11 protein-coding genes are annotated in these 16,245 nt (G+C 40.0%); 8 read left to right on the top strand and 3 right to left on the bottom strand.

All coding sequences use genetic code 11. The features are described 5' to 3' along the window. The first annotated feature begins 318 nt into the window (after nt 1–318). Nucleotides 319–564 carry a hypothetical protein gene (locus VXK47_RS19040; protein ID WP_435550369.1) on the top strand — a complete coding sequence of 82 codons (246 nt, stop codon included), beginning with the start codon at nt 319–321 and terminating at the stop codon, nt 562–564. A 307-nt stretch (nt 565–871) separates the two neighbouring features. Continuing rightward, nucleotides 872–1,171, top strand: a complete 300-nt coding sequence (locus VXK47_RS19035) for a hypothetical protein (RefSeq protein WP_435550368.1) — start codon at nt 872–874, stop codon at nt 1,169–1,171. A 231-nt stretch (nt 1,172–1,402) separates the two neighbouring features. On the opposite strand, the gene VXK47_RS19030 is transcribed toward VXK47_RS19035, so the two are convergent. Genes VXK47_RS19030 through VXK47_RS19020 form a run of 3 tightly spaced genes read right to left on the bottom strand, consistent with a single transcriptional unit; the run spans nt 1,403 to nt 5,895 of the window. Next, nucleotides 1,403–2,539 (bottom strand): HD domain-containing phosphohydrolase, encoded by a 1,137-nt coding sequence (locus VXK47_RS19030; protein ID WP_435550367.1) that lies wholly within the window; start codon nt 2,537–2,539, stop codon nt 1,403–1,405. Next, nucleotides 2,532–3,752 carry a response regulator gene (locus VXK47_RS19025; RefSeq protein WP_435550366.1) on the bottom strand — a complete coding sequence of 407 codons (1,221 nt, stop codon included), beginning with the start codon at nt 3,750–3,752 and terminating at the stop codon, nt 2,532–2,534. Before VXK47_RS19025 ends, VXK47_RS19030 begins: the two co-directional genes overlap by 8 nt. Before the next feature lies 1 nt (nt 3,753). Next, complete coding sequence (locus VXK47_RS19020) at nt 3,754–5,895, bottom strand: PAS domain S-box protein (protein WP_435550365.1); 2,142 nt, start codon at nt 5,893–5,895, stop codon at nt 3,754–3,756. 533 nt (nt 5,896–6,428) lie between these two features. Between VXK47_RS19020 and VXK47_RS19015 the strand changes: the two genes are divergently transcribed. The 6 genes from VXK47_RS19015 (at nt 6,429) to VXK47_RS18990 (ending at nt 16,143) form a co-directional block, all read left to right on the top strand. Next, nucleotides 6,429–7,013 (top strand): PAS domain-containing protein, encoded by a 585-nt coding sequence (locus VXK47_RS19015; protein ID WP_435550364.1) that lies wholly within the window; start codon nt 6,429–6,431, stop codon nt 7,011–7,013. 15 nt (nt 7,014–7,028) lie between these two features. Further along, on the top strand, nt 7,029–10,181 hold the full coding sequence (locus VXK47_RS19010) for a PAS domain S-box protein (RefSeq protein WP_435550363.1): 3,153 nt from the start codon (nt 7,029–7,031) through the stop codon (nt 10,179–10,181). Between the two features lie 130 nt (nt 10,182–10,311). Then, nucleotides 10,312–10,455, top strand: coding sequence for a hypothetical protein (locus tag VXK47_RS19005; RefSeq protein ID WP_435550362.1), 144 nt, complete (start codon nt 10,312–10,314; stop codon nt 10,453–10,455). A gap of 4 nt (nt 10,456–10,459) precedes the next feature. Beyond that, nucleotides 10,460–11,836 (top strand): HD domain-containing phosphohydrolase, encoded by a 1,377-nt coding sequence (locus tag VXK47_RS19000; protein ID WP_435550361.1) that lies wholly within the window; start codon nt 10,460–10,462, stop codon nt 11,834–11,836. A gap of 48 nt (nt 11,837–11,884) precedes the next feature. Continuing rightward, entirely contained in the window at nt 11,885–15,628 is a 3,744-nt protein-coding gene (locus VXK47_RS18995; protein WP_435550360.1) for a response regulator, read from the top strand. A gap of 5 nt (nt 15,629–15,633) precedes the next feature. Beyond that, nucleotides 15,634–16,143, top strand: a complete 510-nt coding sequence (locus tag VXK47_RS18990) for a CheR family methyltransferase (protein ID WP_435550359.1) — start codon at nt 15,634–15,636, stop codon at nt 16,141–16,143. Nucleotides 16,144–16,245 lie beyond the last annotated feature (102 nt).

The following is a 16,245-nucleotide window of genomic DNA, read 5'->3' as shown; positions in this document are numbered from 1 at the left end:
GGTATTGTCAAAAACTCGGCATTTATTGCCTTTTGTGGTTCTCCAATGAAAATCGGAGCCCTTAAGTCCGCTCTATTGCCGGGATTTCAACTGTTGACCTGTTTAACAAGCCGCCTTTAATCGTTTTGAAATTAGCTCTAACGTATATTAATATTAAATATTATTAAATTGATGGAAGTGCTGACGGCAAGTGGTATATTTCAGATTTATCTTGGAGTTTACAATCTTTTTAGTTTTTTTCTATCTTTAAAGCGGTGAGAAATGACTTGGAAACAACAAGTTTGAAAAATCGTTAAAACTTAACAAAAGGAGAAAACTATGGCAGTAAAAACAGGTAGAATAATCTCTATGATCATTATTTTTTGCAACACTTTTTACAGCTTTTTCGTTTATACAGCTTATGGTGCTATTAATTTTACAGTTGGAAAATATGGTTTATATCTTGAAACGTCCCTGGTTAATAAATCTATATTTAATATCTCTGCATGCGCACCAATGAAAAAATCAGGTAATGGAGCCGTTTTCTCTCCTTTTTTTGTATTTGAGGAAAGCCTTTCCGGCTGAAAAAAGCGCCCCTTTAGGAATTTCCAGCAATTGGAATCCGGCCTTATTAACTGCAATCCCCAATTCTTCTATTAACTCAAAACCAATGGATATTTCGGAAAATAAGATCACCCTTGACTAAAAAAAACAAAACTGAGAAATAGAAAAAAACCGGCGTCGCTTCGCTCCGATCAGGTGGCCGATTTGTTCCGGAACAAGTGGCCGATTTGAGCGGAATATCCATCCAGGCACAAATGGTGCTAAATGATTATGGACGAATAGTCGATCAAACATGGTATGACACAAGTGTCGGTGTAAGGAGGATTAAATGCGTTTATTTTGTATTTTACTGATCTTATGTTTACTTGCCCCGTCTTCAATGGTTTACGCTAATGAGGCACAGACCGCAAAAGAAGGCTTTAAAGAGGCTGACAGGGGTATGAAGAAGATTATCAAGTCAGTGGGGAAGAAGGCCAAGAAAGATTTTAAAACCATTGACAGGAAAGCAAAAAAAGACTTGAAGGCCATCGATAGGAAGGCGAAAAAGGACTTGAAGTCTATCGATAGGAAAGCCAAGAAGACCTGGAAAAAAGCAGGTAGGGATATAAAGAATGTAACCCGTAATTAAGAAGTGGAAGTATTCGGGACAGGAAATAATATGATATTCGATCCTGATACGCATCACCGCCGTTCCGTTCGATTAACGGGATACGATTATTCAAAGGCAGGCTTATATTTTATCACCATTTGTACGCATAACCGTTTGTGTGTTTTAGGCCAATAGGATCTAACCCATTACAATGGCACACTGACAAATATTATATATAAATTCATCTGCTTGCATTTGCTATTAACAGATTTATTGAATAAGAACACTTACCGGCTCGATAATGCCTTCGGATTTTGCAAAAGATTGAAGGCGGCTAAGCAGAACGGAGCTGACTTCGTGACCTCTTGATATCAGCAAACGGCCTGTTTTTGAACGGAGATCCTCATTAAGAATCATGCCTGTTTTAAGATCGGCAAATAATACATCAGTTTTTTCATACTTTTCAATACCGCCGATCAGTGATTCAATGGCAGACAGCACAGCCGGATCATATTTTCCAGGCAGACTTTTAAGATGCCTTATAATTTTGCTTTTTTCGGTTCCTTTTGCTTCCAGAATATCAAAATCTATAGCTGCTTTTAAAATTCTTGCGCCGACAGGAATATTTTCGCCCTGCCTGTTGTCTTTAGGATTACCCGATCCGTCAAAGAATTTCTCCTGGTAGAGGATTATTTCAGCCAATTTGTCCAGACGTGGAATTTTGGAAAGCAGATCGGATGCTATCATCGGATGCATATCAAACAACTGGCTTTCCTCTCCGGCAAGTTCTTCTCCTCTGTAAAGCTTCTTCAGCGCTTCTTCCGGCAGAATAACACATCCGATCTGCGAAAGCATGGCAGCCATTTCAAGCCACCATATATTGGGAAGATCAAGCTTTTCGGCAATTTGTTTTACATGCTGTTTTATTCTGGTAGACCTTCCGAAAGCTACAGGATTTACAAGAGACAGAATTTCGTTCAGTACTGAGATGGCTCCTTTAAGGGTTTTCTCAAGAAGCTCCTTTTCGGCAATTACCAATCTATGCTGTTTGATACCGAGATTAATCACATTCTTCAGAGTATCGGGAGAGCAGGGTTTTGTCAGAAACTGGAATATGTTGCCTTCATTGACTGCGCAAATAGTTTTGTTGAGATCTGCATTGCCGGTCAGCATTATGCGGACCGTACCCGGTGCAATTTTCTTTACTTCTTTTAGAAATTCTATCCCGTTCATCTCAGGCATTTGCAGATCGGAAACAACTACTGAATAAGGGCCGTTTTTTTTGATTGCGGCAAGCCCTTCATGAGGACCCTGTGCTGTATGTAAATTAAAATCATTCCTCAAATGCCGCCTTATTCCTGACAGGAAATTAATATCATCATCAACAATAAGAATTGCTTCATTCATTGTTTTCACCCTTGTTATTTATAGTTGCAGCCATTTTAAGCCACTCAGCGATTCGGTCGTTCAAACCGATTTTGTTAAAATAACTATAATTAATCTTCGGAATATTTGCAGCCGATAAATCCGGTTGACTTCCACAATGTTCCAGGCCGTTGGCCATATGCACAATGCTCAAAGGAACAAAACCATCTACAACGGAATCCATAGGAGAATGATGAAATGCGACAGTCTCTACAATAACGTCAGGCATTCCCCATAATCCTAATAAATATGCGCCTACTTCAGAATGAGTTGTTCCAAATATCTGCCGTTCCACTTCATTATCGGGAATGTTCCGGCATTTTGCCATATCAAGAACCTCTTTATATTTTTCCGGCATATTGGCTGCAAGAACCAGTTTGCCGATATCGTGAAGCACTCCGGATATAAAGGCCTCGTCTGTCATATATTTGGGGAAATTTTCCAGGACGGCCAGCTTTTTGGCGATTGCTCCGGTTTTTATACTATGATTAAGGAGTGTTTCAATTTTAAAGGGAAAAGAATTATTATGTTCATACTTGGAAAATATACCGATTGAGAGGATGAGGGCTTTTACAGTGTCAAGACCGAGCAGGCTGACCGCTTCCTCTGCGTGTGATATATGTCTTGGAATACCATAAAAAGAGGAATTGACAAGTTGGAGAACTTTAGCAGTCATGCCAAGGTCTTTGGCAATTGTTTCTCCAATATCCTTTATAGAACATTCAGATTGCTCAAGGAGTTCAACTACTTTAACATAAAGAGACGGAGCGCTGGGCAGAGAATCCATCCTGGCAATAAGTCCCTGTATTTTATCATTGTTGAGAAGATCGCGTAATGCAACGGCTCTGTTTATAGTATTTTTAAGTATATCCGGAACGCATGGTTTTGCGAGATATTGATGAGCAGATTTCACTGAATTCAGGGCGGTTTTTCTATCCGATTGACCGGAGAGAATAATTCGGACAACCTGTGGATATTCCGTTTTTATTAAGTTCAGAAGAGCAGCTCCGTCCATCCCGGACATTCGCATATCAGAAACCACGACATCAAATGGCTGCTTGGCCATTAAATCCAACGCTTCGGAACCGCTTACGGCAAAGGCCATTTCCCAGTTATCCTGCAAAGGCCTTAACATACGTTTAAGACCTTGCAACATCATTTCTTCATCGTCTACAAAAAGTATTCTTGTTTTCAAATTATGCACCTAATGTTTCAGAAGTATTTTTCAATGGAAGCCTTATAATAAAAGTGGTTCCTGCACCTTCTTCGGTTTCAAAACTTAAACTGCCACAGTGTTTTTGAACAATTATTGAATGAGAGATAGCTAAACCCTGCCCCGTCCCTTTTCCAACTTCCTTTGTCGTGAAAAAAGGATCAAAAATCCTGGACCTGATATCTTTCGGTATTCCGGTTCCCGTATCTCCGATTCTTATTTCTACAAAATCATCCTTTGTGCAGGTTGACAAAGAAATAATCCCTTTTTGCTCCGGATGTTTGTTCACAACATCAGAAACAGCGTGGGCAGCATTGACTATAATATTTAAAAATACCTGATTCAGCTCTCCTGCATAAGCAAAAACCAGAGGAAGGAATTCATCAAAATCGGTCTCCATTTCCGCTGTATATTTCCACTCATTCCGGGTTACAGTAATGATATTTTCAAGAGAATGGTTTATGTCAACATTTGATTTTTCTTCTTCATCAGGGTGAGAAAAATCTTTCATGGAACGAACAATTTTCGCAACCCGCGCTATACCATCCTGTGTTTGCTGTATGGCTAAAGGGATTTCTTCGGCAAGATAATTCAGGTCCATTTTTTTCATAGCCTTTTCGGCATCATCAACAATATTATCTGTCCGGTCTCCTTGTTTTACGGCATCTATCAATTGCCGGAAATATCCGATCAACTTTTCTATATCATTATGTGCATTTTGCAGGAAAAGGATATTGTCTCCGATATAGTGAATAGGTGTATTGATCTCGTGTGCTATACCGGCTGATAGTTGACCTATTGATTCCAGTTTGCTGCTCTGGGCTAACTGTAATTCCATATGTTTTCTGTCTGTAATATCGGCCCCCATTAATAAAAAACCTGTATTATCAGCTTCTTCAAGAACCATCGGATTTAAGGTTATTCCCAAAAATCCGGATTTACCATCTGTTTTAGTAAAAAGAACATTGTCCACACTGACAGGACTGTGGCTTTCCAGGCATTTTGATATTCCGTCTTTTATCCTTTCCCATTCCCACAAACACCCGCATTCGGCAAAGGGAAGCCTTTTGACTTTTTCCGAATCGATTCCAAAAAGATTTTGGGCAACTTTGTTCCAGGTTGTTATAAGCCCGTTTGAATCCACTCCTATCAAAAACGAAGAAATTGAACGAATCAAGGTTTCATTTTCAATACCTAATTTAAGCAGGTTTTCCTGGGCCTTTTTAAGATCGGTAATATCACTCACTACTCCTATAAAGCCGGCTACTTTACCATTTGTATCTGTAAATGTAGCTCTATTACAACGTATGTAATGCCTGCTTCCGTCTTTATGCAATATCTCGTCTTCCGTTTGTTGAAATCCGGAATTGCTGAACATTTCAACTTGATATTTATGGTATTTTTTCGCCTCTCCTTCCGGCAGTATTTCAAAAACCGACTTTCCTATTATTTTGCTTTTATCCTTTCCTGAAAATTCTTCTATGGCGCTGTTACAACCTATACATAAACCATCCCTGCTTCCGTAAAATACAGGATTTGGAATGGTATCAATAAGTTTTTGTAAGAAGTCATGCTGTTCTTTCAGTTCGTTTTTTGAGTTTTCAATCCGGAGGGTTCTTTCAGCAACAAGTTGTTCGAGTTCTTCCCTGTAATGCTGCAATCCGCTTTCAGCTTCCTTGCGACCGGTAACTTCTTCATATGTGGTTATGATTCCGCTAATATTTCCATCCGGATCACGCATAGGAATCTTGTTTATATCCAGCCAGATCTCTTTGCCGTCAGCACGAATTTGAGAATCTATAATATTGTATTTTGGAGTAGTGATATCCATTGTCTTCCGATCGCCTGACATATAAAAATTCGTATCACCTTTATTCCGGGCTAAATCAATATCCGTTTTCCCCACAATATCATCTTTGCTCTCAAAGCCTGCTTCCTGCGCAAATTTTTCATTGCAACCGGAATAAACTCCGTTTTGATCTTTCCAGAAAATACGCTGCGGCATACTATCAATAACTAATTGCAGCAATTTTATGGTTTTTTCATGATGTTTCAGATTTTGTTTCAACAAATCATAATCGCGTGTCATTTGCTCATATTTATCATAAATTGATTGATTGCCCATAAAAAAAGTCCTTAGAATATTTGTTACAACATGTTCCCGTTTTCGCCCGCCTTGACCTTGACTAAACTGAAACGTTTTGAAACAGGCTCTAATAATTTGTGGATTATATGCGAATCCATCAATATATCATTATGCAAATATAATTATACAACATTCATGCCAAGAATATTGTATAATTAATTCAATATTTACAAGTAGTTTTGTCGGAATATAAAATAATTGCTGTCAAATTAATGGCATCATGTTCAAAATAATCGGGGTCTGGCTGAAGGTTAAATCAGATATAGCATAATTCATATCGGTTTTGGCGCTGAAAAAAAGCCGGTTTAAATTTATGCTGTTCGCATACTTCGGCAAAACAATAATGCCTTGAATAGATATTATATGGGTTTCAGGGTTGTATATTAATTGTTTGACTTAACTATCATAAAATGTTAAAAAAAGTATATTGTTCTATGAGCATCAACGGATACCATGCCGTGAAATCACCTTAGTCTAACCTTTGGTTTTTGGAGGGCATTATAAAGCCGCAAATGCGATCAGATATAACACAAAGAAAACTTGCCGAAGAAGCATTAAAGCAAATTCAACAGCATTATCGCAATTTATTCGAAGAAGCCCCTGTTATGTATGTTATTACCCGCAATCAGGATGGCGTGCCTGTTATCGTTGACTGCAATGCTCTCTTTTTAAGCGCTCTTGGATATACAATTTCTGAAGTGCTGAAACATCCGCTGGCAGACTTTTACACTTCACAATCGCGCACCGAATTGCTGGAATGCGGCGGATATCAGCGTGCACTGAAAAACCGTTTTACACAGGAAGATAGACAGCTTGTAGCAAAAGACGGCAGAATTATTGAAACAATGATGAGAGCTGTTCCTGAAATAGATAAAGATGAGCAGGGAAATGTGAAGGGCGCCCTTTCAACAGCTCGTGATATTACAGAACAAAGGCAAATAGAAATGCAGCTCAGAATGAAAATAGATGAGCTGCAGCGCTGGAACAAAGCCGTTATGGGCCGCGAAATGCGTGTTATTGAACTAAAGCGCGAGGTAAACGAGCTTTTGGTAAAATCGGGGCAGCGCCGCGTTATACTGCCTGCAATCAGTGATTAACCGGTAAGCGATAACATGAACCATAAAATATCCGCTCAAAATACTTCTAAACTGAAAAATCCAACATCATTCCGCTGGTTTGCGCCAGCCCCTTTATTATTACTGTTTATGCTGATTATTGTTGGAATAACCGAATATTTATATATTAAGCAGCAGTATCGGGCAGCCAAAAAAGCAGCACAAACTGAAATTTCTGCTGTAGCCAATCTTAAAGTAAATCAGATCGAATACTGGTACAAAAATCGCTTAAAAGACGCTGAGGCGGTTTCGAATAATTTAATACTTCAAATGAAAGTACAGCAATTTTTTGCCAACCCAAACAACGCAGAAGTGAAGGCAGAATTACTCGGATGGATGGAAAACCAGCAGAAATATAATGATTACAAGATGATGGTGCTATACAACTCTGAAGGCACGCCGCTGTTGTCTGTTCCAAAAGATTTGGCCGCTTTCGATATTTCACACGACAGATATTTTCAGGATGTTTTGCGTTCAAAAGATATTTTGCCGATAGATCTGCATCAGGATAATGATACCTGGAAATATATCCATTTTAGCATATATATTCCGGTTAAAAACACACTGGGTGCAAAGGATAAGGATATGGTAACCGGAGTCTGGATGATACAGATTGATCCCTACAGGGTTTTGTATCCTCTGATTCAAACATGGCCATCTGCAAGAAAAAGCGCTGAGACTCTTCTTGTGCGGCGTGAAGGAAATGACGTTTTGTTTTTAAATGAATTACGATACCGCCAAAATACAGCGCTTAAGCTGCGGTTACCGGTTAAAACCGGTTGGCGGCTTCCGGCAGCTATGGCTTTAACAGGCTATGAGGGCATTGTGGAGGGTCTTGACTACCGGAAAGAGCCGGTACTTGCCGATGTGAGAAAGATACCCGGGACAAAATGGTTTATGGTAGCAAAGATAGATTTCAAAGAAATGTATGCGGATTTGTACCAGCAGATATTGCTGAACGGAATCGCGCTTCTTGCCCTGCTTTTATCCGTATCACTTGGCTTAAGGCTTTTGATGAGACAGCACGATAACCGGATGCTTCAAAAAGAGCTTGCCTTAGAACAGGAGCGAAGAGCCTCCATGGAAGCCCTGGCCGAAAGCAGGCAAAAAGCCGCTTTTCTGGCAGATGTGATCGATAAATCATCTCAGCCTTTTCTTGTGGGTTATCCTGACGGTAGAATCGGCATATTTAACAATGCTTTCGCAAAACTGCTTGGTTACAGCAAAGAAGAGATTGAAAAAATAAACCAGGCAAATTATTTTGCCCAGGAACGTTCTGAGGGCGAATTGTTGAAGCTGAAGGAGTTAAATAGCACAGGTCAGCCTGTCCGGTATGAAAAAGAATACATCCGTAAAGACGGAAGGCGCATTCCAATCGAACTGTTGGTACATCTTATTAGAAAGGAAAATGGCCGGCCTGACTATTACTATGCTTTTATAACCGATATCTCAGAGCGCAAACTTGCCGAAAAATATCTGCAGGAAAGCAAAGAACGGTTGCAACTGGCACTTACTGCCGCCAATCAGGGGACGTATGATCTTAACATAGAAACCGGTGAAGCCAAAACCAACCCTGAATATGCAATGATGCTTGGCTATGATCCGGCCCCCTTTGTGGAAACAAACGATAAATGGATAGAGCGCCTCCATCCTGATGACCGCGAACGCGTTACCAAAACATTTAAAGAATACATCGTGGGCAAACTTCCGGTCTACCGGGTAGAATTCAGGCAGCAGACAAAATCCGGAGATTGGAAATGGATTCTTTCTCTGGGAAAGATTGTTGAATATAGCGCTGAAGGAAAACCGCTTCGTATGCTGGGAACGCATACCGAGATAACTGAGCAAAAGCTGGCGGAAGAAAAAATCCTAAAAAGCGAAACTCTTCTTAAAAAAGCCCAGGAAATAATGCATATTGGAGGCTGGGAATATGATGTGGAAAGCAGGAACATGTTATGGAGCGATGAGGTTTATAATATCCACGGCGTAACAAAAGACTACGATCCAAACAATCCTGACTTTGCAAAGCTGTTTTACCTGCCTGAAGACCAGGAAAAAATAAACAAACTATTCCTGCGAACCCTTGAATACGGTGAACCCTATGATCATGTTTTGCAGTCAATGAAGGCAGATGGAACGCTGATATGGGTGCGGACGAGCGGACAGGCTGAACGCAAAGAAGGCGAAACAATCCGCGTATTCGGCAATATAATGGATGTAACGGAACCCAAGCAGGCAGAGCAACGTATGCTTGCCGCAAACGAAGAAATACGGATACTGCTTGAAGATGCCGAAAAATCACGACAGGCGCTGTTAAGCGTTGTGGAGGATCAGAAGGAGGCCCAGAGGCAAGTCCGGAAATTAAACGCCGAGCTGGAGCAGCGTGTGCAGGAACGCACTGCGCGGCTCGAAATTGTAAACAAAGAGCTTGAAGCATTCAGTTATTCCGTTTCTCATGATTTAAGGTCTCCGCTGCAACACATAACCGGTTTTGGAGAATTGCTTTCCAAGCACGCAGCCGGAGCTCTTGATGAAAAAAGCAGGCACTATTTGAAAGTCATCAAAGATTCAACAGCCAGGATGGCGGATTTGATTGAGGATCTTCTGTCGTTTTCACGGATGGGCCGCTCCGAAATGATGAGAAAGAACATAAACCTTAACAATCTGGTAAATGTAGTGTTAAAGGAATTTGATATAGATACAAAAGAAAGAAATATTGAATGGAAAATCCACCCGCTTCCTGAAGTTTCGGGAGATCCCGCCATGCTGAAACTTGTATATGTAAACCTAATTTCCAATGCAATAAAATTTACAAAAGAGCGGGAAATGGCCATTATCGAAATAGGAAGCAAAGAAGAAGACAGCGGTGAAACGTTTTTCTATGTAAAGGATAATGGAGCAGGTTTTGATATGAAATACGTCGATAAACTCTTTGGCCTCTTTCAGCGCCTGCACCGCGCCGAAGATTTTGAAGGCACCGGCCTTGGTCTTGCCAATGTCCGCAGAATTATACATCGTCATGGTGGAGAAACCAGGGCCGAAGGAGAAGCGGATAAAGGGGCTACAATATATTTTAGCTTGCCGATATCTGTAGAAAAGAACAACGAAAAGCGAATATCAATGGGTAACAAAAAATTTTTGATAGGTTAACAGTAAGGTGTTATAGCATACGTACCCATACCCAATCGGAACAGTTTTATGACAATCGCTATAACCTAAGAAATCTTATTTAATGACAATCGCTATCCAAATTTTGAATTTCGGCATTTATGGAGAATCTATGAATATTGCGTTAAAAAAAATTCTGCTGGTGGAAGACAATGCAAACGATGTGGAGTTGGCCATGGAAGCTTTTGCAGAAACCAACATTGCAAACGCAGTTGATGTAGCCCATGATCCCCGATCCCTGTTTCCTGACACCTGACTATATGAAACAAAACCTGAATATACTTAACCTTGAAGATAGTCCCGTTGATTCTGAGCTGATAAAGGAAATTCTTTTAGATGCCGGAATTGAGTGCAAACTAATTCGTGTTGATAATGAAAAAGACTATCTTTGGGCAATAGAAAATCATAATATCGATATTATACTCGCAGATTACACGCTTCCTTTATTTGACGGCCTGTCTGCGTTGAAAATTGCACTGAAAAAATGCCCTGATGTGCCCTTCATTTTTGTTACCGGTACGCTGGGCGAGGAGATTGCTGTTGAATCTTTAAAAAGCGGCGCAACAGATTATGTTCTTAAAGACAGGCTTTTGAGGCTTGTCCCTGCGATTCAGGGGGCTTTGAATGAAGCCGGATTAAAAATAAAGCGAAAGCAAAGCGAATATGCCTTGATCGAGTCGAAGGAAAAATACCGGGAGCTGGTCGAAAATATCAGCGGTATACTTTATATATTGGATACCAAAGGAACTGTAACTTACATCAGCCCGTCGGCTGAATTATTGATAGGATATGGTCCATCTGAAATTGTAGGGCATTCTTTTCTCGAATTCGTTTTTCCCCAAGGCAATCCCATTATCTATAATCAGTTTGAAAAAAGGTTAGCCGGGGATACCGGAGCATTTGAACACCGGCTTATCAAAAAATCAGGAGAACCTGTATGGGTTAGTTCTTCAAGCCGCCTGATTATCAGGGAAAATAAAATTGTCGATTTACGCGGGCTGATTACCGATATCGATCAAGGCAAAAAGTCCAAAGAAAAAATAAAAGAAAGCCTTAAAAGGCTCCAAAATGCCACCAGAGGAATTATACAGGCTATGGCATTAACCATGGAAACCCGCGACCCATATACAGCAGGACATCAGAGGCGTGTGGCCGCGCTGGCTAAGGCAATAGCCATAGAAATGGATTTGTCTGCACAACAGACAGAGGGAATCGATATGGCCGGATCAATCCATGATCTTGGCAAGCTATCGGTTCCGGCAGATATTTTAAGCAAGCCATCGAAATTGAGTGAAATTGAATACAGGCTTATAAAGACTCATCCTGAAGCAGGGTATAATATCTTAAAAAATATAGAATTCCCATGGCCTGTTGCACAAATTGTATTACAGCACCACGAAAGAATGGATGGTTCAGGATATCCGAAGGGCTTGAAAGGAGAAGAAATTCTTGTAGAAACCCGGATATTGAGCGTAGCCGATACTGTAGAGGCCATATCATCACACCGCCCTTATCGTCCTGCTCAGGGAATTGATAAAGCTCTGGAGAAAATTTCCAAAAATAAAGGCATCCTCTATGATCCGGCAGCTGTTGATGCCTGCCTTATACTTTTTAATGAGAAGGGGTTTAAGTTTTGATTAATTGAATAGCGAATACCGTTTATCGTTGTTCGGGAAGAGGCGATTATGAAATTTTCCAAAAAAGCTTCCATAAGCAATAAAATTTATACGTTTATTGGCACTACCGTTGCGTCTTTTATACTTCTTTTCGCTGTTTCAGCTTTTTTGATGGTGGTGATTAATATGGTAGGAATAGTGACGAGAGCCGAACACAAAACGGTGATTGAATATACTGATGGAATCTCGGCGTTCAGGGAATATCTGCTGAAACAAAAGGATGACCCTTCTTACCAGGGGGCTGGTACCGGAGATTTATCATATAATGACTTTATAAAACATCTTAATAGCTCCATAGCCGGAACAATGGTTATCACGGATTTAGTGAAAGCAACAAATCCAGAATCTTTAGATGATATTGCCGGAAGAGTTTCAAAAACTTTTGAAACAATAAATTATAATCATGCGAAAACTATGGCTATAGTGGCGGTTCTTCTTCCTCAAAGTCAGCTGTGGAGACAACTCGGCGATACTTCATCAGCTTCTTTCAATAATATGAAGCAGCAGCTCATGTTGGCGGAACAATATCATAAAAAAGATAATATGAACGAACTCTGGCAGATGGCACAAATTTTTGAGCTTGATAAAAAAAATAAAGAACTTTTTACTGAATACACTTCTGAAATTGAAGCTTATTCATCATGGATCGTTTCGGTTTCTTTATGGATTTTTATTATATTGGCCTGCATATTAATTGCTTTAAACACTTTTATCGGTATTAAAATTGTACGTTCCATAACATTTCCTCTTAAGATATTGACCGGAAGTGCAAAAATAATTGCTGCCGGTGATTTTTCTCGGCAGGAGATTGCTGTAAAATCAAATGATGAAATAGGCACTCTAACGCTTGCCTTTAACAATATGACCCGGGCATTAAAAGAAAATAAAATAAATGAACAGAAACAGAATTGGTTAAAAACCGGCAAGGCGGAATTGGGCGAACGAATTCGCGGCGAACAGGATCTTGCCGTATTAGCCCAAAAGATTATCGAATACCTTTGTATCCGACTGGACGCAAAGATTGGGGCGCTTTATTTGGTCCAAAACAAAAACATGCTTCAGTTGACCGGTGGCTATGCCTGCAAAAAAAGAAACGAAATTCCCGATAAGTTCGAATTCGGCGAAGGTCTGGTGGGTGAAGCTGCGAGGCAAAAGGAAAGCATCATCATAAACAATGTTCCAAAAGACTATATAAAAATAAATTCCGGTCTGGGTGAATCCTCTCCCCACAACATAATAGTTACTCCATTTTTCTATGAAGATGAACTAAAAGGAGTAATCGAGGTTGGATCATTTCAGGAATTTACCGATATGCAGAAGGATTTCCTTGATGAGGCAGGTAAAGGGATTGCCATTTCCATATATGCCTGCGAAGCTTATATCCGCACCCGTTTGCTTCTGGAAGAAACACAGGTGCAGGCCGGAGCATTAAGGGTTCAGCAGGAAGAACTCCGGCAGACAAACCAGGAACTTGAGGAACAAACCCTGGCTTTGGGAGAATCTGAAGAAAAACTGAAGAACCAGAAGAATGATTTACAGCAAATAAATACAGAGCTGGAAGAAACTGCTATGTTACTCGAAAAGCAAAAAGAAAATATCAGAAAAAAGAATGTTGAGCTGGAAGAAGCAAAAAGGCTTATCGAACAAAAAGCACGGGATCTGGAGCTGGCGAGCAAATACAAATCTGACTTTCTGACAAATATGTCGCATGAGCTTAGAACGCCGCTGAACAGTATTCTCATTCTCTCCAGGCTGCTTTCCGAAAACAAAAAGGGAAACCTTGATCAAAAAAATATTGAATTTGCACAAACTATTAATGGCGCCGGAGCAGATCTCTTAAAACTGATCAATGAGGCATTAGATCTTGCCAAAGTGGAAGCCGGCAAAATGGAATGCAGTTTTGAACAGCTGGAAATAGCGGATTTGACTGACACTTTAAAGCGCTATTTTATGGCCATAGCTGAGGAAAAAGGCCTCATATTTACAATAAATCAGAAAGATGGGATTCCTTCCGGCTTTGTTTCCGACAGACAGAAGGTTGAGCAGATTATAAAAAATCTTCTTTCAAATGCTTTTAAATTTACCGAAAAAGGTACAATCTCTCTTGATGTTTTTCGTCCCGATAATACTGTTGATCTCACACTATACGGCCTTGTAAACAAAAACACCATTGCATTTTCCGTTTCAGATACAGGGATAGGTATTCCGGAAGACAAAAAACAATCGATTTTTGAAGCATTTCAACAGGCAGATGGAACTACATCAAGAAAATATGGGGGAACAGGGCTGGGCCTTACAATTTCAAGAAAAATGGCAAAACTGCTGGGAGGAGAAATTACACTTGAAACTACAGAAGGCAAGGGCACAGTCTTTACACTATATATTCCCGAAATTCCCCCGGAACAGGAAATTAAGGATGTACACAAAGAACCGCACGGTGTTGCGTTAGCGGCAAAATCATCTGAAACAGTTACGGCAGGCAAGGCAGACAGAACAAGCTTTTATCAAAAAGCCGAACCATTGCAAACAGAACTGGAATCTATAAAAGATGATAGAAAAATCATTAATCCTGATGACAAGTCAATTTTAATAATCGAAGATGATTCAAAATTTGCGGAGGTTTTGCTCGATCTTGCACGTGAAAGAGGTTTCAAGGGCCTGATAGCGGGTTCCGGAGAAACAGGTCTGCACTTTGCCGATTATTATAAGCCGAATGCTGTTATTTTAGATATCGGCTTGCCGGGGATGGACGGGTTGAGCCTTATGGAAAGATTAAAAGAAAATGCCGCAACCCGCCATATCCCTGTTCATTTCATTTCTGCTTCAGATGATAAAAGTATAATTGCCATGAGAATGGGGGCGATCGGATATCTTACCAAACCGGTGTCTTTAGAAGATATTGATTCGGTTTTTAAAAAGATAGAAAATATCATTACCAAGAAGGTAGGGCGTCTTCTGGTTGTGGAAGATAATGAAATTGAACGAAACAATATTGTCGAGTTGCTTGAAGGCAAAGATGTTCAGATTGAAATTTCCGGTGGCGGAGATGCAGCCTATGAACTTTTGAAAACAGGAACATTTGATTGCGTGATTCTTGATCTTGATCTGGAGGATATGTCCGGGCCTGACTTTATAAAAAAGATTAAAAATGATAAAAACATAAGTGATATTCCGGTTATTATCTATACCGGAAAAGAATTCTCACGTGAAGATGAGGCCGTTTTGAACAGGCAGGCCGGAGCTATAATAATAAAAGGTGCGAAGTCCTATGAAAGACTTCTTGATGAAACAACCCTTTTTTTACATCGTGTAGAAAAAGATCTTCCCAAACAAAAACAAAAGATGATCCGCATTGTCCATGATAAGGAATCGGTGTTTAAAGATAAAAAAGTCCTTATTGTAGATGATGATATGCGAAATGTTTTTGCCGTATCAAACATTATCGAGGAAAAGGGGATGGAAGTTCTTGTGGGTAAAAATGGCAGGGAAGGCCTGGAACGCTTAAACGGCAATCCGGATATTGATCTTGTTCTGATGGATATAATGATGCCCGAAATGAACGGATATGAAGCAATGACTGAAATAAGAAAACAAATGAGATTTAAATCTCTTCCGATTATTGCACTCACTGCCAAGGCTATGACCGGCGAAAGGAATAAATGCCTGGAAGCAGGAGCCAGTGACTATCTGGCAAAACCCTTTGATATTGATAAATTGCTCTCTCTTATGCGGGTGTGGCTATATCAAAAATGAAGGATATGGGAAACGAAAATATAGAGGTAAAGCTTCTTCTGGAAGCAATCTATCTGAAATATGGTTATGATTTCAGAAATTACTCTATGGCTTCCATAAAACGGCGATTATTTCACAGGCTTTTGGCCTCGGAACTTAAAAGTCTTTCCGAAATGCAGTATAAACTACTATACGATACTGCTTTTTTTGAAACCATACTTTTAGATCTTTCTATAAATGTAACCGAAATGTTTCGTGAGCCATCGCTTTACCTGGCGCTTAGAACAAAAGTGGTGCCCGTTTTGGAGACATACCCTTTTATAAAAATATGGAATGCAGGATGTTCGTCCGGTGAAGAAGTCTATTCTATGGCTATTCTGCTTAAAGAAGAAGGCCTTTATCAAAGGGCGCAGATTTATGCAACCGACTTTAATGAGGTCATACTGAATAAGGCGAAAGAAGGGATTTTCTCTATTGATTGTATGAAAAAATATACTTTTGAGCTAATTTCAAAACGATTAAAGGCGGCTTGTTAAACAGGTCAACAGTTGAAATCCCGGCAATAGAGCGGACTTAAGGGCTCCGATTTTCATTGGAGAACCACAAAAGGCAATAAATGCCGAGTTTTTGACAATACC

It is taken from the genome of Desulfobacterium sp. N47, assembly GCF_051233685.1.
Taxonomy (GTDB): Bacteria; Desulfobacterota; Desulfobacteria; order Desulfobacterales; family RPRI01; genus RPRI01.
The sequence above is the reverse complement of the archived record's forward strand: the minus strand, read 5'-3'. Positions and strand labels throughout refer to the sequence as shown.